At 71.5% G+C, this 16753-nt stretch carries 15 protein-coding genes; 8 read left to right on the forward strand and 7 right to left on the reverse strand.

Annotated features, from left to right (window positions below; genetic code table 11):
* Positions 1-253: 253 nt before the first annotated feature.
* Positions 254-535 (forward strand): MerR family DNA-binding transcriptional regulator, encoded by a 282-nt coding sequence (locus tag ACRDTB_RS05025; protein WP_431428746.1) that lies wholly within the window; start codon positions 254-256, stop codon positions 533-535.
* Positions 536-698: 163 nt separating this feature from the next.
* Here ACRDTB_RS05025 and ACRDTB_RS05030 read toward each other — a convergent pair whose 3' ends face one another.
* The 4 genes from ACRDTB_RS05030 to ACRDTB_RS05045 all read right to left on the reverse strand — a co-directional run bounded on the left by ACRDTB_RS05030 (position 699) and on the right by ACRDTB_RS05045 (position 5174).
* On the reverse strand, positions 699-1688 hold the full coding sequence (locus ACRDTB_RS05030; protein ID WP_431428748.1) for a zinc-binding alcohol dehydrogenase family protein: 990 nt from the start codon (positions 1686-1688) through the stop codon (positions 699-701).
* A 64-nt stretch (positions 1689-1752) separates the two neighbouring features.
* Complete coding sequence (locus ACRDTB_RS05035; RefSeq protein WP_431428749.1) at positions 1753-2493, reverse strand: D-Ala-D-Ala carboxypeptidase family metallohydrolase; 741 nt, start codon at positions 2491-2493, stop codon at positions 1753-1755.
* Between the two features lie 219 nt (positions 2494-2712).
* Entirely contained in the window at positions 2713-3543 is an 831-nt protein-coding gene (locus ACRDTB_RS05040) for a crotonase/enoyl-CoA hydratase family protein (protein ID WP_431428750.1), read from the reverse strand.
* Positions 3543-5174: an acyl-CoA dehydrogenase family protein gene (locus tag ACRDTB_RS05045; protein WP_431428751.1), complete on the reverse strand. Its 1632-nt coding sequence runs from the start codon at positions 5172-5174 to the stop codon at positions 3543-3545. The genes ACRDTB_RS05040 and ACRDTB_RS05045 overlap by 1 nt, the downstream gene beginning before the upstream one ends.
* 53 nt (positions 5175-5227) lie before the next feature.
* Here ACRDTB_RS05045 and ACRDTB_RS05050 point away from each other — a divergent pair, with 53 nt between their 5' ends.
* From ACRDTB_RS05050 to ACRDTB_RS05065, 4 genes are all read left to right on the forward strand, one after another.
* Positions 5228-5995: a PaaX family transcriptional regulator C-terminal domain-containing protein gene (locus tag ACRDTB_RS05050; protein ID WP_431428752.1), complete on the forward strand. Its 768-nt coding sequence runs from the start codon at positions 5228-5230 to the stop codon at positions 5993-5995.
* Positions 5996-6034: 39 nt separating this feature from the next.
* Complete coding sequence (locus tag ACRDTB_RS05055) at positions 6035-9652, forward strand: hydantoinase B/oxoprolinase family protein (RefSeq protein WP_431428753.1); 3618 nt, start codon at positions 6035-6037, stop codon at positions 9650-9652.
* Positions 9653-9820: 168 nt separating this feature from the next.
* On the forward strand, positions 9821-10552 hold the full coding sequence (locus tag ACRDTB_RS05060) for an HAD family hydrolase (RefSeq protein WP_431428755.1): 732 nt from the start codon (positions 9821-9823) through the stop codon (positions 10550-10552).
* The gene (locus ACRDTB_RS05065; RefSeq protein ID WP_431428758.1) at positions 10549-12891 is read left to right on the forward strand and encodes a glycoside hydrolase family 65 protein; all 2343 of its coding nucleotides are present in this window, start codon (positions 10549-10551) and stop codon (positions 12889-12891) included. Before ACRDTB_RS05060 ends, ACRDTB_RS05065 begins: the two co-directional genes overlap by 4 nt.
* On the opposite strand, the gene ACRDTB_RS05070 is transcribed toward ACRDTB_RS05065, so the two are convergent.
* Positions 12888-13145, reverse strand: coding sequence for a hypothetical protein (locus ACRDTB_RS05070; protein ID WP_431428759.1), 258 nt, complete (start codon positions 13143-13145; stop codon positions 12888-12890). The genes ACRDTB_RS05065 and ACRDTB_RS05070 overlap by 4 nt on opposite strands.
* Positions 13146-13447: 302 nt before the next feature.
* Between ACRDTB_RS05070 and ACRDTB_RS05075 the strand changes: the two genes are divergently transcribed.
* Positions 13448-13609 carry a hypothetical protein gene (locus tag ACRDTB_RS05075; protein WP_431428760.1) on the forward strand — a complete coding sequence of 54 codons (162 nt, stop codon included), beginning with the start codon at positions 13448-13450 and terminating at the stop codon, positions 13607-13609.
* Positions 13606-14073: a hypothetical protein gene (locus tag ACRDTB_RS05080; RefSeq protein WP_431428762.1), complete on the forward strand. Its 468-nt coding sequence runs from the start codon at positions 13606-13608 to the stop codon at positions 14071-14073. Before ACRDTB_RS05075 ends, ACRDTB_RS05080 begins: the two co-directional genes overlap by 4 nt.
* Positions 14074-14196: 123 nt before the next feature.
* On the opposite strand, the gene ACRDTB_RS05085 is transcribed toward ACRDTB_RS05080, so the two are convergent.
* Positions 14197-14349, reverse strand: coding sequence for a hypothetical protein (locus ACRDTB_RS05085; protein WP_431428764.1), 153 nt, complete (start codon positions 14347-14349; stop codon positions 14197-14199).
* 217 nt (positions 14350-14566) lie between these two features.
* Between ACRDTB_RS05085 and ACRDTB_RS05090 the strand changes: the two genes are divergently transcribed.
* Positions 14567-14818: a hypothetical protein gene (locus ACRDTB_RS05090; protein WP_431428765.1), complete on the forward strand. Its 252-nt coding sequence runs from the start codon at positions 14567-14569 to the stop codon at positions 14816-14818.
* 65 nt (positions 14819-14883) lie between these two features.
* On the opposite strand, the gene glyS is transcribed toward ACRDTB_RS05090, so the two are convergent.
* The coding region (gene glyS, locus ACRDTB_RS05095) for a glycine--tRNA ligase subunit beta (protein ID WP_431428766.1) at positions 14884-16753 on the reverse strand (1870 nt) is incomplete at its 5' end.

Here is a 16753-nt window from a genome sequence, read left to right on the forward strand (position 1 = left end):
GTGTGCGTTGTGTGCACAGCACAGCATGTCCCTGGTCGGACCGCAGCGGCAGGCTTGACCCTGGACCGGACTCCAAGGTTTACCGTCGGTTCATGACACCCCTTGTGTCAACCGCAAGAGCAAATCAGGCCGAGGGCATCGCGACCGCACCTCAGGGGAACGTGACGCAAGCCAGCCACAAGTACGTGACCAAGCAGACCCTTCCGTCCTTCAACGAAACCAACACTGTGAATTCCGGGGAGGCGGAACTGCCATGACCACCAGCGCGCCTGCCGGCCTGCTGGTCGCCGAACTCGCCGCGGCGGCCGGGGTCGGTCCGGACACCATCGGCTACGACGAGCGGGCGGGGCTGCTCGCGCCGCCGCCGCGAACCTCCGGGGGCTACCGGCGGTTCCCGCCGGAGACCGTCGACCGGCCGCGCTTCATCCAGGGCTGCCAGCGGCTGGGCTGCGCCTGCGCGACATCCGCGACCTGCTGTCCATTCGGGACGACGGAGTGTGCCCGTGCGAGACAGATCCGCCTCCCCGGAATCTAACCCTTGTGGTCACCGTGGGCCGGTGCCGTCCAGTTCGGCACGTACCGGTAGCTGGTTTTCAGCCCGTTCCCCTTGGGTGCGGTAGGCAAGTACGCGGTTCGTGCTGGTTCCGCGTTGCTCGACTGGCTGTGGCTGCCGCTGAACGGGCCCGCCGCCGGCGGCGCTACGGAACCAAGACGGCCGCGCCGGTCACCCGCCCCTCGGCGAGGTCCAGCAGCGCGCGGTCGGCCGTCTCGAGCGGATAGTCGGTCGTCTCGACGCGCAGCCGGTGCCGCCCGGCGAACTCAAGGAACTCCCGCGCGTGCGCACGCGTGTTGGCCGTGACCCCGCGCAGCTGCCGGTCCTGGAAGAGGTGCCGCTCGTAGTTCAGCGGCGGGATGTCGGTCAGGTGGATCCCCGCGAGCGAGAGCGTCCCGCCCCGGTCCAGCGCGGCCAGCGCCGGCAGCACCAGCTCACCGGCCGGTGCGAACAGGATCGCCGAGTCCAGCGGCTCGGGCAGCTCGTCGGCCGCCCCCTGTGCCGTGGCCGCACCCAGCTCGAGCGCGAGCCGCCGGGCCGCCGGGCTGCGGGTCATCACGTGCACGCTCGCACCCCGCGCGATCGCCACCTGCATGGCCAGGTGCGCGCTGCCCCCGAACCCGTACACGCCGAGCCGCCCGCCCGGCGGCAGCTCCGCCCGGACGAGCGCGTGGTAGCCGATGATGCCCGCACACAGCAGCGGCGCGAGGGTGCTGTCGCTGTACCCGTCGGGCAGCCGCAGCGCGTAGTCGACCGGCACGACCGCGAGGTCCGCGTAGCCGCCGTCGGCGTCCCAGCCGGTGTAGCGCGAGTCGGGACAGAGGTTCTCCGCGCCGCGCAGGCAGTACCGGCAGGCGCCGCAGGTGCCCCGCAGCCACGCGATACCCACCAGGTCACCGGGCACGAAGTCTCCGGCCCCGTTGATCACCTGCCCGACGACCTCGTGGCCGGGTACCACCAGCGGCCGGCGCACGGGCAGGTCGCCCTCGGCCACGTGCAGGTCGGTCCGGCACACCCCGCAGGCGCGCACCTTGACCAGCAGCTCGCCGGGCGCGGGTGAGGGCGTTGGGACCTCCCGCAACCGCATCGGGCCGGACGCCGCCGGGCCCGGCCGCTCGACTCGCCACGCACGCATGCCTGCAATCCTGCCGAAAAGGCCCGGGTCCGCGCAGGACCCGGGCCTTTCTCAGTGACTCACCTCAGCAGTTCGGCGCGCTCCAGAAGCGGCTCGACTTGTTGCCCACGTGGGTGTGGTCGTTGTGGCCGGGGTAGCCCTGGCTGAGCAGCTCCTCGAATCCGGCCGACTTGCCCGCGTTCCACATCTGGCACTGCGACGGGCTGCTCGACAGGCCGAGGTCGGCCGCCTGCCCGTACATGTGCAGGCTCGTGGACGAGCCACCGACCGAGGCGTTGCAGGAGACACTGCGGAAGGACGAGGTGATCACGATCGGCCGGTCGCCCAGCTTGTGTCGCATCGCCTCCAGCTGCCACATGACTCGCAGGACGTTCCGCTTCGCCGTCGCCGCCGACACCCGGCCGCCGTTGAAGTTGTTGGCGCCGCAGTTGTCGTCGAACTCCGAGTAGGCGAAGTGCGCCGGGGTGCAGTCGCCGTCCTGGAGTTGGTAGAGCTTGCCGAAGGTCTGCGGGCCGGCGACACCGTCCGCGCCGAGGCCGTACCCGGCCTGGAACCGCTTCACGGCGTTGGCCGTGGCCGGGCCGTACTGGCCGTCGAGCGCGAGGTTCTCACCCGACGAGACCCAGCCGGCCACCCGGATCTGCAGCTGGGTCACGTCCGAGCCACTCGCTCCTTGCGACAGCGTGCGGTTCCACGTGTAGCACTCGTCCGCCGCCGCCTCGGGCGAAGCGACCATGGACACGGTGACCGTGCCCGCGATCGCGAGGACCAGAGCGGCGAGGAGGAAGGTAAGACGTTTTCGCATTACGCCTCCACATAAGGAAACGCGACGGTGCAGGGGTGTCCGTCGCCGCGAAGATCGTGGCAGCGCAGATCTACCAAAGTCAACGGATAGTTGGACAATTTCCGCCAATTGGACCCTTGTTCCTGATGCCCGAACGCCGGACTCGCCGGTCCGGAACGTTGGACTCGCGGGTCCGGAACGTTGGACTCGCGGGTCCGGAACGTTGGACTCGCGGGTTGGTCAGCGGGTGCGGGAGCCGTAGTCGCCGAAGGGGTCGTCTCGGTCGCGGACCGCTTGGCGGAAGCCGACCTCACGCGACCTGGCCACGAAGTCCTGGCCCTCCTGCGTGTGCCGGGCGACGCCGTCGAACAGCCGGCCGAGCGTCGTCGCCGAGCGCAGGCCCATGTTCTCCGCGGTCTGGTTGCACATCAGCTTCAGCATCTCCAGCTGGTTGCCCGGCAGCATCGCCATCCGCCGGGCCAGGCCCGTAGCGTGCGCCAGCAGGTCCTCGTCCGGGACGCACTCACAGATCAGGCCGATCTCCGCCGCCCGCCGGGCCGGGATCTCGTCGCCGGTCAGCAGGTAGCGCTTCGTCTGCTCGAAGCCCAGCCGGTACACCCACATCGGCGTCGTCGGCACGCCCCAGACCCGGGCCGGCGGGTAGCCGAACGTCGCGCCCTCCCCCGCCACGATCAGGTCCGTGCACAGCACCAGGTCCGTCCCGCCCGCGATGCACCAGCCCTGCACGGCCGCGACCGTCGGCTTCGCCGCGTACCAGAGCTTCAGGTACACGTCGACGAACGTGCTCAGCAGCCGGTAGTCCCGCGCGGAGTCCCACGCCCGCTCGTCCGCCTGCAGCTCGGTCGACCAGTCGAGGCCGTAGCCGGCACAGAACGCCCGACCCTCCGCGCGCAGCAGCATCACCCGCACGTCCGGGTCCGCGTCCGCCTCGTCGACGGCGGCGGCCAGCTCGTCGCGCAGCTGCGGGGTGATCGTGTTGTACTCGCCGGGACGGCACAGGATGATCGACCGGACCCCGTCCTCGGTCTCCGTCCGGACAGCCGGCGCCATCACTTGATCCGAGCGCGCTCGACGATCGCCGCGGTGTCCACTCCGGACGGAAGGGTGCCGAACGCCACGCCCCAGTCGTGCTCCAGCCGGGACGCGCAGAAGGCGTCGGCCACCGCCGGGTGGCCATGCCGCACGAGCAGGGATCCCTGCAGCACCAACGCCATCCGCTCGACCAGCCGCCGCGCACCGGCCTGCGCGGCGACCGGGTCGCCCGCGAGCCCGGCGATCTCCCCCTTCAGCGCGAGGATCGCGGCGTCGAGCCGGGCGTCGGCTCCGGCACCCTGCTCGACCTCGTCGAGGAACGCCTCGGTACCCGACCGCATCGCGCGCAGCACGTCCAGCGCGGCCACGTTGCCCGAGCCCTCCCAGATGGAGATCAGCGGCGCCTCGCGGTAGAGCCGCGGCATGCCGGACTCCTCGACGTACCCGTTGCCGCCCAGGCACTCCAGCGCCTCGGCCGCGTGCGCGGAGGTCCGCTTGCACACCCAGTACTTGCTCACCGCGAGGCCGAGCCGGCGGAAGGCCGCGGCCCGCTCGTCATCGGCGGCGGCGCGGTCGGTGGCGCCGGCTAGCCGCATCGCGAGCGTCGTGGCGGCCTCCGACTCGACGGTCAGGTCGGCGAGGACGTTGCGCATCAGCGGGGTGTCGACGAGGTAGTCGCCGAACGCCTGCCGGTGCGTGGCGTGGTGGACGGCCTGCACGAGCCCGGCACGCATCCCGGCGGCGCCGGCGATCACGCAGTCCAGCCTGGTCATGTTGACCATCTGGATGATCGTGCGAACGCCCTGGCCCTCCTCCCCCACGAGCCACGCGACGGCCCCGTCGTACTCGACCTCGGAGGAGGCGTTGGACCGGTTGCCGAGCTTGTCCTTCAGGCGCTGCAGGTGCATCCGGTTGCGGGTGCCGTCGGGCAGCACGCGCGGGAGCAGGAAGCAGGACAGGCCGCCGGGCGCCTGCGCGAGCACGAGGAACACATCGCACATCGGCGCGGAGGTGAACCACTTGTGGCCGGTCAGCAGGTAGCCGCCGTCGCCTCGCGGGACCGCGCGGGTGGTGTTCGCGCGGACGTCGGAGCCGCCCTGCTTCTCGGTCATCGACATGCCGGCGGTCAGGCCGCGCTTGGTCTCCGGCACGCGCGGGCCCGGGTCGTACACGCCCGCGGTGAGCAGCGGCTCGAAGCGCGCGGCGAGCTCGGCGTCGTGCCGCAGCGCGGGGACCGCGGCGTAGGTCATCGAGATCGGGCAGAGGTGCCCGGCCTCGGCCTGGCCCCACAGGTAGAACTTCGCCGCACGCGCCACGTGCGCGCCGGCGCGCTCGTCGGCCCACGGGGCGGCGTGCAGGCCCTGCTCGACCGCGACGGTCATCAGCTCGTGGTAGACGGGGTGGTACTCCACCTCGTCGATCCGGTTGCCGTAGCGGTCGTGGGTCCGCAGGACCGGCTCGTGCTCGTTGGCGAGGCGGCCCCACTCCTGGGCCTCCCGGCCGCCGGCCAGGGTGCCCAGCGCGTGCACGTCGTCCTCGGCCCAGGCGGCGCCCTCCCGACGCAGGCCCTCGAGCAACGCGGCGTCGTCGGCGAGGTCGTGCCCGGTGAGCGGCGGTACCTGGTTGGTCACTTCATGAGTTGCCGGCATGGCGGCCATGTTACATTTGTCGGACACGTGATGCTAGATCCGTAAGGAACTGGATGCGCGACGTTCCCGGCCTGCGCCCGCTGACCGCCCGGTCGGCCGTGCTCAGCACGCTGCTCGGCGCACACCCGCCGCGGCTGGCGGCCCGCGGCCTGGTGAAGGTCGGCGAGCTGTTCGGCATCGCCGAGGGCACGATCCGGGTGGCGCTGTCCCGGATGGTCGCGGCCGGCGACCTCGTGCAGACCGACGGCGACTACGCGCTCACGTCCCGGCTGAGCCGGCGCCAGGCGCGCCAGGATCACAGCCGCGCGCCCGAGATCCGCCCGTGGTCCGGCGAGTGGGAGATCGCCGTGGTCACGGCGGACCGCCGGCCGCCGGCCGAGCGCACGGCGTTCCGCCAGGCGATGGCCGAGCTGCGCCTGGCCGAGCTGCGTGAGGGCACCTGGCTGCGCCCGGCGAACCTCACCCGCCCGCTGTCGGGCCTCGACGGCACGGACTGCGTGGTGCTGCTCGGCCGTCCGGCGGAGTCCCACAGCGACCCCGGAGCCCTGGCGGTGGCGCTGTGGGACCTGGACGGCTGGGCAACCCGGGCCCGGCTGCTGCACGCCGCCCTCGACGAGGCCGAGGCCCTGCCGGAGAGGTTCATCCTCGCGGCGGCCGTCCTGCGGCACTTCGTCGCCGACCCGCTCCTGCCACCGGAACTGCTCCCGCCGGACTGGCCCGGCGACGCGCTGCGTGCCCGCTACGACGACTTCGACGCCACGTTCCAGTCCGTGCTGCGAGCCCATCTCGGCATCGAGCGATCACTGGATATCGGTCACTGAGTGTGTGCTGTCGCAGCCCAGGTGGGTAACACTGGGTAGATGACCGGGTGGCAGTTCTGGGTTGACCGCGGCGGCACGTTCACCGACATCGTTGCGCTCGACCCAGACGGAGCACTCACGACCCACAAGCTGCTCTCCGACAACCCGGCCCGCTACGCCGACGCCGCGGTCGCCGGCATCCGCGCGCTCCTGCGCCTCGGACCCGACGACGACATGCCCGCGCACAGCGGCGCCGTCAGCGGCAAAGTCACTGTCGACCAGGTCCGCATGGGCACCACCGTCGCCACGAACGCGCTGCTCACCCGCGGCGGCGAGCGCACCGCGCTGGTGATCACCAAGGGCTTCCGCGACGCGCTGCGCATCGCCTACCAGAACCGGCCCAAGATCTTCGCGCGGCACATCGAGCTGCCCGAGCTGCTCTACGAGCGGGTCATCGAGGTCGACGAGCGCATCCAGGCCGACGGCACCGTCATCCGCCCGCCGGACCTCGACGCGCTGCGCACCGAGCTGAGACAGGCACGCGACGACGGCATCGACGCGCTCGCCGTCGTCTGCCTGCACAGCCACCTCCACCCCGCGCACGAGGAGGCGATCGGCAAGCTCGCCGAGGAGCTCGGCTTCGGCCAGATCTCGCTGTCCAGCGAGGTGAGCCCGCTGATGAAGCTGATCCCGCGCGGCGACACCACCGTCGTCGACGCGTACCTCTCCCCCGGGCTGCGCCGCTACGTCGACGCGGTGGCGGACCAGCTCGCGGGCGTGCGGCTGATGTTCATGCAGTCCAACGGCGGGCTCGCCGAGGCCGGTCACTTCCGGGGCAAGGACGCGATCCTGTCCGGGCCTGCGGGCGGGATCGTCGGCATGGCGCGGATGTCCCAGCTCGCCGGGTTCGACAAGGTCATCGGCTTCGACATGGGCGGCACGTCGACCGACGTGTCCCACTTCGCGGGCGACTACGAGCGCGTCTTCCACACGCAGGTCGCCGGGGTCCGGCTGCGTGCGCCGATGCTCGCGATCCACACGGTCGCCGCCGGCGGCGGATCGATCCTGCACTTCGACGGCAGCCGCTACCGCGTCGGCCCGGACTCCGCGGGCGCGAGCCCGGGCCCGGCCTGCTACCGCGGCGGCGGCCCGCTGACCGTCACCGACGCCAACGTCATGCTCGGCCGCATCCAGCCCGCGCACTTCCCGCACGTGTTCGGCCCGGACGGCGACGAGCCGCTCGACGCGGAGATCGTCCGCGCGAAGTTCGCCGAGCTGACCGGCGAGATCGCCAGGCACACCGGAACTGGGCGCACGCCCGAGCAGGTCGCGGAGGGCTTCCTGCGGATCGCCGTCGCCAACATGGCGAACGCGGTCAAGCGGATCTCCGTCGAGAAGGGCCACGACGTCACCGAGTACGTGCTGACGACGTTCGGCGGCGCGGGTGGCCAGCACGCGTGCGCGGTCGCCGACTCGCTCGGCATCCGGACCGTGCTCGTGCCGCCGATGGCCGGCGTGCTGTCCGCGCTGGGCATCGGTCTGGCGAACACGACGGCGATGCGCGAGCAGTCCGTGGTCGCCCCGCTGGACGCGGGCACGATGCCCCGGCTGCGCGAGGTCGCCGACGAGCTGGCCGCGACCACGACCGCCGAGCTGCACGACGAGGGCGTGCCGGCCGACCGCATCCGGGTCACCCGCCGCGCGCACCTACGCTACGACGGCACCGACACCACCGTGCAGGTCGAGCTGAGCTCACCGGCGGACATGACGGCCGAGTTCGAGAGCGGCTACCGGCGGACGTACTCGTTCCTCATGGACCGCCCGCTGATCGTCGAGGCGGTGTCGGTCGAGGCGACCGGCCTGACCGAGCAGCCGGACCTCTCGCACGCCGCGATCGCGGGCGAGCCCGCCGAACCGGGCACGGTGTCGCTCTACACCGCGGGCGGCTGGCGGGACGCGCCGCTGCACCAACGGGAACGCATGCGCCCCGGCGAGTCGGTCACCGGCCCGGCGATCATCGCCGAGGCGAACGCGACCACGGTGGTCGAGCCGGGCTGGCGCGCCTCGCTGACCGAGTCGGGGCACCTGCTCGTGGCCCGCGAGGCGACCGTCGCCGATGAGTCCGATGTGGATGCTTCGCGGGCGGACCCGGTGCTGCTGGAGATCTTCAACAACCTGTTCATGTCGATCGCCGAGCAGATGGGTACCGCGCTCGAGTCGACGGCGCAGTCGGTCAACATCCGCGAGCGGCTGGACTTCTCGTGCGCGCTGTTCGACGCCGAGGGCAACCTGATCGCGAACGCGCCACACATTCCGGTCCACTTGGGATCGATGGGCACGAGTGTGCAGGAGGTCATCCGGCGCGCGGGCGGCGAGATGCGGCCGGGCAGCGTGTACGCGGTGAACGACCCGTACCACGGCGGCACGCACCTGCCGGACGTCACGGTCGTGACTCCGGTGTTCTCCGGCGAGGATCTGCTGTTCTTCGTCGCGTCACGCGGTCACCACGCGGAGATCGGCGGCATCACGCCGGGCTCGATGCCGGCCACGAGCCGCGAGGTGCACGAGGAGGGCGTGCTGTTCGACAACTGGCTGCTGGTCGAGGACGACCGGCTGCGCGACGAGGAGACGCTCGCGCTGCTGTCGTCCGCGCGGTATCCCTCCCGCGACCCGCAGACGAACCTCACCGACCTGCGGGCCAAGATCGCCGCGAACACCAAGGGCGTGGCGGAGGTCGGCAAGATGATCGACCACTTCGGACTGGACGTGGTGCGCGCGTACATGCGCCACGTGCAGGACAACGCCGAGGAGGCGGTCCGGCGGGTCATCGACGCCCTCGCCACGTCCCAGGCGGCCGGCGAGTACCGCTACGAGCTGGACTCGGGCTCGGTGATCGCCGTGCGCATCACGGTCGACCGGGCCGACCGCTCCGCGGTCATCGACTTCACCGGCACGTCCCCGCAGCTGGGCACGAACTTCAACGCCCCGTCCTCCGTCGCGACCGCGGCCGTGCTGTACGTGTTCCGCACGCTCGTGGCCGACGAGATCCCCCTCAACGACGGCTGCTTGCGTCCACTTCGGATAGTCATCCCGCCCGGCTCGATGCTGGCGCCGACCTACCCGGCGGCCGTGGTGGCGGGGAACGTGGAGACGTCGCAGGCGATCACGGGCGCGCTCTACGCCGCGCTGGGCGCGCAGGCGGAAGGCTCGGGCACCATGAACAACGTGACGTTCGGGAACGAGCGCCTCCAGTACTACGAGACGGTGGGCTCGGGCTCGGGGGCCGGTGACGGTTTCCCCGGGGCGTCGGTGGTGCAGACCCATATGACGAACTCGCGGCTGACCGATCCGGAGGTGCTGGAATGGCGCTTCCCGGTGTTCCTCGACGAGTTCGCCGTGCGTCGGGGCAGCGGCGGCGCGGGCCGGTGGCGGGGTGGTGACGGCGCGGTGCGCAGGATCCGCTTCCGCGAGCCGATGACGGTGTCGACGTTGACCGGGCACCGCCGCGTGCCGCCGTACGGCATGGCGGGCGGCGAGCCCGGCGCCCTGGGCCGGAACCGGATCCTCCGCGCGAACGGCGAGGTGCGTGAGCTGTCCGGCTGCGACAGCGCCGACCTCGAGCCGGGCGACACCCTGGAGATCCGGACCCCGGGCGGCGGCGGCTACGGCGAGCGGTGAACGACGCGTCCCGACGATCGTCTGGTCTGTCCCGCTAGGGCCAGTGGACGTATCCGATCCGGCGGCACCCGTGTGGTGCCGCCGGGTCGGTCCACTACCTGACAGTCTCATTACGAGGATCGGGCGGGGTGCGTACAGGGCGGCCCCGGGTTGGGTAGCGTGCCCCCTGTGATCGGCCTTCCAGACCACGTGACCGCCTGCCTGTTCGACCTCGACGGTGTGCTCACCGGCACCGCCGAGCTGCATCGCGCCGCCTGGAAGGAAACCTTCGACTCGCTGTTGCGGGCACGGGACGGCGCCGCGTACGAGCCCTTCACCGAGGCGGACTACAACAACTACGTCGACGGCCGGCCGCGGTTCGACGGGGTGCGCGCGTTCCTCGCCTCGCGGGACATCACCCTGCCCGAGGGAGCGCCGGACGCTCCGACCTCCGACGACACGGTGCACGGCGTGGGCAACCGGAAGAACGTGCGCGTCCAGCAGATCATCGCCGAGCGCGGCGTCAACCCCTACCCCGGCTCGGTGCGCTACCTCCAGGCCGCGAAGGCGGCCGGCATCAGGATCGGCGTCGTCACCTCCTCGGCCAACGGCGAGGCCGTGCTCGAGGCGGCCGGCCTGTCCGGGTACGTCGAGGCGCGGATCGACGGCGTCGTGATCGCCGAACGCGCGCTGAAGGGCAAACCCGCGCCCGACTCGTTCCTCGCCGGCGCCGAGGCGCTCGGCGTCGACCGGACCGCGTCCGCGGTGTTCGAGGACGCGCTCTCCGGCGTGCAGGCCGGCCGAACCGGCGGCTTCGGCTACATCGTCGGCGTCGACCGGGTCGGGCAGGCCGACGCGCTGAGCGCCCACGGCGCGGACATCGTCGTCACCGACCTCGCCGAGCTGCTGGACGAGTCATGAACAACCACGGCTTCCAGGTCTCCCCCTGGGAACTGCGCTGGAACACCCTCGACCTCGACGCGCTCGAGAAGACCGAGGCGATCTTCGCGCTCTCCAACGGCCACATCGGGCTGCGCGGCACCTTCGAGGAGGGTGAGCCGCGCGGCCTGCCCGGCACCTACCTCAACGGCTTCTACGAGCAGCACCCACTCCCCTACGCCGAGGCCGGCTACGGCTACCCCGAGGACGGCCAGACGATCGTCAACGTCACCGACGGCAAGATCGTCCGGCTGCTCGTCCAGGACGAGCCCCTCGACATGCGTTACGGCCGCGCGGTCGAGCACCACCGCGTGCTCGACTTCCGCTCCGGCACGCTGCGCCGCGACACCGTCTGGGAGTCGCCGACCGGCCGCCGGGTCCGGGTGCGCACCGAGCGGCTGGTCTCCTTCACCCAGCGTGCGGTCGCCGCGATCCGCTACGAGGTCGAGCCCATGGACGGCGGCGTGCAGCTGGTCGTCCAGTCGGACCTGCTCGCCAACGAGCCGATCGAGTCCAAGAGCAAGGACCCCCGCGTGGCCGCTACGCTGTCCTCGCCGCTGGTCGCCGAGGACGCCGTGGCGAAGGACTACCGCGCGGTGCTCGTCCACCGCACCAGGAGGTCCCACCTGCGGCTGGCCGCCGCGATGGACCACGAACTCGAGACCGACGACGGGCTGCGCTGCGACATCCACGCCGAGGAGGACCTCGCCCGGCTCACCGCCGCGGTCGACGTGCCGGCCGGCTCGAAGCTGTGCCTCACCAAGTACCTCGGCTACGGCTGGTCGGCCCGCCGGTCCGCGCCCGCGCTGCGCGCTCAGGTCGACGCGGCACTGTCCGGCGCGCTGCAGACCGGCTGGGCGGGCCTGCTCACCGAGCAGCGGCGCTACCTCGATGACTTCTGGGCCAACGCGGACGTCGAGATCACCGGCGACGACGAGCTGCAGCAGGCGGTCCGCTTCGCGCTGTTCCACGTCCTGCAGGCCGGGGCCCGCGGCGAGAGCCGGGCGATCGCCGCGAAGGGCCTCACCGGCCCCGGCTACGACGGACACTCCTTCTGGGACACCGAGACCTACGTGCTGCCTGTGCTCACCTACACCGTGCCCGAGTCCGCCCGCGACGCGCTCCGCTGGCGACACTCCACATTGGACAAAGCGCGCGAGCGGGCGGACGCGCTCGGCCTCGACGGCGCCGCCTTCCCCTGGCGGTCCATCAACGGTGCCGAGTGCTCGGCGTACTGGCCGGCGGGCACGGCCGCGTTCCACGTCTCCGCCGACGTCGCCGACGCCACGGTCCGCTACCTCGCCGCCACCGAGGACACCGAGTTCGAGCACGACCACGCCGTCGAGCTCCTCGTCGAGACCGCGCGGCTGTGGACCTCGCTCGGCCACCACGACGTGCACGGCGGCTTCCGGATCGACGGCGTCACCGGTCCGGACGAGTACACCGCCGTGGTGGACAACAACGTGTACACGAACCTGATGGCCCAACGGAACCTGCGCGAGGCGAGCGACATCTGCGCGCGCCAGCCCGAGGCGGCGGCCATGCTCGGCGTCACCGAGGACGAGACGAAGGCCTGGCGGAACGCGGCGGACAACATGGTCCTGCCCTACGACGACGTGCTCGAGGTGCACCCGCAGTCGGAGCGGTTCACCGAGCATGCCGAGTGGGACTTCGAGAACACGCCGAACGAGCACTACCCGCTGCTGCTGAACTACCCGTACTTCGACCTGTACCGCAAGCAGGTGGTCAAGCAGGCGGACCTGGTCATGGCGATGTACCTGCGCGGTGACGCGTTCACCGCCGAGCAGAAGGCACGCAACGTCGCCTACTACGAGCCGCGCACCGTGCGGGACTCCTCGCTGTCCGCGTGCCCGCAGGCGGTGCTCGCCGCGGAGGTCGGCCATCTCGACCTCGCGCTCGACTACTTCGCCGAGGCGGCGCTGACCGACCTGCACGACCTGCACCACAACGTGCGCAACGGCCTGCACATCGCCTCGCTGGCCGGTGCGTGGGTGGTCGCCGTCGCCGGGTTCGGCGGGATGCGCGACCACGACCGCTCGCTCGGCTTCGCCCCACGGCTGCCCCGGGCGATCACCCGACTGGCTTTCCGGATGACCTACCGGGGCAGCCGCTTCGCTGTGGAGATCCGTCCAGACGAAGCGACGTACGAGCTGCTGGAGGGGCCGGAGCTGTCCGTGACCCACCACGGCGAGGACCTCACGATCAGCGCCGTGCCGGTGCGCCGGCCGATGCCGCCGGCTCCACGGCGCCCCATACCGGCACAGCCGGTCGGCCGGACGCCGCGTCGCCGGACGCGCTAGAGCAGGACGACCTCACGGGTGCCGTCCGGTCCGGTGACCGTCAACTGCTCACCACCTTCCCTGATGGCGCGGTAGACGAAGTCGCCGTAGCCGACGAGGCGCCGTAGCGCCTCGGTGAGCGTGACGCCCTCACCTTTGATCACGTTCTCCAGCGCGCGGACCATGTCCGGCGAGATGGCCACGTTGATCCGCTTCGGTTCGGTGCGGGGGCGGCTCTCATGAGCGGCTTCGACGTCCGGGCGGTTACCCGACATGACCACATCCTGATCTGTGCGCATAGCGAGCACTTCCTGACGACTGATCGACCTGTTGTGATCCCGCCCCGGACAACGCCTCCGTATGGCCGTATGTCCGCCGCCACTAGGCAGCCGCCCCAAGTTTGGCACGCCAAATACATGGATGCAACACGTACTACCCACACGATAGTCGTTGTTTATGTGGCATTCTGGAGTTACCCTGCTCTATAGAGTGACGTTCGCATGGCGAACACCCCGCTCCGGTCCCGCTTCCCGGCGGTGCCACGCATCGCCGGCCACACCTAAGGAACGGCGAAATCATGCAGGACACCAGCCCGGCAGCGAGCCAGCGTCCCGAGCCGATCATCGGCCGTGACGCGGAAGGCGCGGCGCGGGTGGAGGTCACCTGGTTCGAGGACTGCGTGGACCAGCCCGTCGACACGCCGCTCATCGCACTGCTCCCACTGCCGGATTCGTCATGACCCCGGCCCCCGACCCGTCGAGGCTGCTGCGCCGGCTCCGGAAGCCGCCGCCGGGCGTGGTCGACGAGGACGGCACCTGGGTCGACCGGTCCGTGCCCGGCAACCGGGAGCTGATCGCGCGCGGGCGGGAGCTGGAACTGAAGGCACAGCAGGAGGAGATCGAGGCGAAGTCGGCGGCGCGGCACCACTATCTGCGGATGCAGAAGTGGGTGCTGCTGGGTGTGGGCTCCCTGATCCTGCTGACGATCCTGGCGCTGGTGCTCGGGTTGTGGGTGCGCGCGATCAGCGCGGACTTCGCGACCGAGCTGGCGCGGATCATGCTGCCGCTCCTGCTGGGCGCGGCGGCGACGATCGTGGGCGCGTTCTTCGGTGTGGGCGCGAGCGTCAACCCGGGACGCGAGTTCGACACCAGGCGGTCACGCAGGCGTCGTCGTCGCCGCTCCGACGACTCCGACCAGCCCTGACGCGCGGACGCCCTTCGCCACGACATCCGCGACGAGGACCGCTACTGCTCGTCGGTCCGTTCATGCCCACGCGCACGGCCCCACGGTCGAAGCGGGGTCCTCCGCACCACTCCGAGTTGGCTCCTAGCGCGGCACGGGGATGAGTAGGAAGAGCGGGGTGTCGACAGGACACTCCGAGGCGTCGAACCAGGTCTCGTCGATCGGGTCGATGCCGCTCCGCAGCAGCTGTCGTTTCGGCTTGCGGTCCGGGCACGGTTCGGCAAGGTCGCCGTGCACGCGCCAGGTCGTTGTGTGTTCGCGATATGGGGCGGAACTGGTGTCTGGCATGTGCGTGTCGCCCTCCTCGGCGCCAAGCTACGAGAATAACGCGGTGTCGACACTGGTTCAACAGTCCGTAAGTGTCGATTACGTGTAGTTGGCGTGTTGCGTCTGTGCTGGCACCACACATACACTTAACCCGTTTGGCCCCTACCTACCATCACGGGATGTGATCATGTCGGCTAAGAGCGCAGGAGCCGAGACCACCCAAAGCCAGCGCGCGGAGCCGAAGCGGATCAACGTGGCGGTATCCCCAGACACCGTCGCTGCTCTCGAGAACGTGATCGAGCGCGAGGGCGTGACCCTCACCGAGGCCCTCCGTCGCCTCGTCGGATACGGCGACTTCATCTACCGAGCCGTCCGCGAGAACCGGGAACAGCTGGTCGTCAAAGGTACGGACGGCACCCGCGAGGTAGTCCTCCTCTAACCGCGAGTCCCCAGCTCCGGCAGTCCTGAGCTGGGGACTCGCGGTCGGGAACGGGGGACTCGCGGTTACTCCGGGGCGAAGCTGGTGCCCAGGGCCTGCCAGTCGAGGACCGGCGCGGCCAGGTCGCGGATCGTGGCGAGCAGGCCCAGGCGCGCGGCGCGCAGGTCGCGGTCCTCGGCCATGACCAGGACGTCGTCGAAGAACGTGTTGATCGGGGCGGTCAGGTCCGTCGCCGACGCCACGAAGTCCGCCAGCGGGTGCGGACCCGCGCCGAGCGAGTCCGAGACTTTCACGACGGCCTGGTGCAGCGCGCTCTCCGCCGGCTCGGTCAACCGGGCCGGGTCGTAGCTCGCCGGGGTCTCCGCCGGCACGATGCGGCGGACCCGCTGCAGCGCCGCCACCAGCGCGGCGAAGTCGGGGTCGCCCACCCGGCGCTCGATCTCCGCCAGTGTCTCGTCGGCCGTCGCCGGGGGCAGGGCCACCACCGCGGCCACGTGCCGGTGGTCGTGGCCGGCGTCGAGCAGCTGCTGCTCGAACCGCTTTGTCGTGAACTCGGCGACCTCGGCCAGGGTCGCGTCGGTGACCTCGATGCCCTGCGCCCGCACGTGCGTCGCCGCCGCCGACAGGCCGCGCGACAACGTGATCGAGCGCACCGGCGGGTGCGCCCGCAGGATGCTGACCACGCCGGCCGCCGCGCGCCGCAGGCCGAACGGGTCCGAGCTGCCGGTCGGCGCGGCACCGACCGCGAACAGGCCGACCAGCAGGTCGAACCGGTCGGCCAGCGCCAGCACCGCACCCGGGAGCGACGCGGGCGGCGCGTCACCCGCCGACCGCGGGCGCTCCATGTCGAACAGCGCCTGCGCCACCTCCGCCGGCTCCCCCGCGCGGACCGCGTACTCGCGCGCCATCACACCGGCCAGGCTGGTCAGCTCGATCACCATCTGCGAGCCCAGGTCGAACTTCGCCAGCGCCGCCGCCCGCCCGAGCGTCGCCTGGTCCGAAGCGGACAGAGCGGGCGCGAGGTCCGTGGCCACCGCGGCGATCCGGTTCGCGCGGTCGGTCATCGAGCCGAGCCGCTCTTCGAACGCCAGCCGGGACAGCTCCGCCTTCATCGCCGCGGGCGTCACCTTCAGGTCGGCACGCCAGAAGAAGCTCGCGTCCTCGTACCGCGCCCGCAGCACCGCCTCGTTGCCCGCGCGCACCGCGTCCGCGTCGCACGAGCCGTTCGCCACCGCCACGAAGTGGGCCAGCAGCTCCCCCGACGCCGACCGCACCGGCAGGTACCGCTGGTGCTTGCGCATCACCGTCGTCAGGATCTCCCGCGGCAGCTCGAGGTAGGACGACGCGAACCCGCCGAGGATGGCGTACGGCTCCTCCACCAGGTTCGCGATCTCGTCGAGCAGGGCCGACTCGCCCTCGACGTCGATCGTGCCGCCGACCGACGCGGCCAGCGCCTGCGCCGCGGACACGATCGCCGCGCGGCGGTCCGACATCGACGCCGTGATCCCGTGCGAGGACAGGAAGTCCAGGTATCCGGCCGCCGACGGCACGTCCACGACCGGCGGCGCGGCGGTCCGGTGCACGCGCGTGGTCCGGCCCGACGCGAGTGCCGACACCGCGACCGGGACGACCTCCGAGCCGAGCAGCGCCACCAGCCAGCGCACCGGCCGGCTGAACGACAGCTTCGGGTCGCTCCACCGCATGTTCTTGTCCGCCCGCAGCTCGGCCACGAGCTCGCCGAGCACGCCGCCGCACACCTCTACCGCGCCCCGGCCGACGTCGGTCTTCGTCACCCCCACGTGCTCGACGCCGTCGACCTCGACCCGCTCCAGCGCGGACACGTCGACGCCCTGACCGCGGGCGAAGCCCTGCGCGGCCTTCGTCGGCTCGCCGTCCGGCCCGAAGGCGGCGCTCACCCGCGGGCCGCGTACGAAC

This window comes from Actinophytocola sp. (assembly GCF_050699935.1).
In the GTDB taxonomy this organism is placed as follows: Bacteria; Actinomycetota; Actinomycetes; order Mycobacteriales; family Pseudonocardiaceae; genus Actinophytocola.

Excerpts from the sequence above, each read along its gene's own strand:
- ACRDTB_RS05025 (WP_431428746.1), top strand. The coding sequence starts at position 254 with ATGACCACCAGCGCGCCTGCCGGCCTGCTGGTCGCCGAACTCGCCGCG.
- ACRDTB_RS05030 (WP_431428748.1), bottom strand. The coding sequence starts at position 1,688 with ATGCGTGCGTGGCGAGTCGAGCGGCCGGGCCCGGCGGCGTCCGGCCCG.
- ACRDTB_RS05035 (WP_431428749.1), bottom strand. The coding sequence starts at position 2,493 with ATGCGAAAACGTCTTACCTTCCTCCTCGCCGCTCTGGTCCTCGCGATC.
- ACRDTB_RS05040 (WP_431428750.1), bottom strand. The coding sequence starts at position 3,543 with ATGGCGCCGGCTGTCCGGACGGAGACCGAGGACGGGGTCCGGTCGATC.
- ACRDTB_RS05045 (WP_431428751.1), bottom strand. The coding sequence starts at position 5,174 with ATGCCGGCAACTCATGAAGTGACCAACCAGGTACCGCCGCTCACCGGG.
- ACRDTB_RS05050 (WP_431428752.1), top strand. The coding sequence starts at position 5,228 with ATGCGCGACGTTCCCGGCCTGCGCCCGCTGACCGCCCGGTCGGCCGTG.
- ACRDTB_RS05055 (WP_431428753.1), top strand. The coding sequence starts at position 6,035 with ATGACCGGGTGGCAGTTCTGGGTTGACCGCGGCGGCACGTTCACCGAC.
- ACRDTB_RS05065 (WP_431428758.1), top strand. The coding sequence starts at position 10,549 with ATGAACAACCACGGCTTCCAGGTCTCCCCCTGGGAACTGCGCTGGAAC.
- ACRDTB_RS05070 (WP_431428759.1), bottom strand. The coding sequence starts at position 13,145 with ATGTCGGGTAACCGCCCGGACGTCGAAGCCGCTCATGAGAGCCGCCCC.
- ACRDTB_RS05075 (WP_431428760.1), top strand. The coding sequence starts at position 13,448 with ATGCAGGACACCAGCCCGGCAGCGAGCCAGCGTCCCGAGCCGATCATC.
- ACRDTB_RS05080 (WP_431428762.1), top strand. The coding sequence starts at position 13,606 with ATGACCCCGGCCCCCGACCCGTCGAGGCTGCTGCGCCGGCTCCGGAAG.
- ACRDTB_RS05090 (WP_431428765.1), top strand. The coding sequence starts at position 14,567 with ATGTCGGCTAAGAGCGCAGGAGCCGAGACCACCCAAAGCCAGCGCGCG.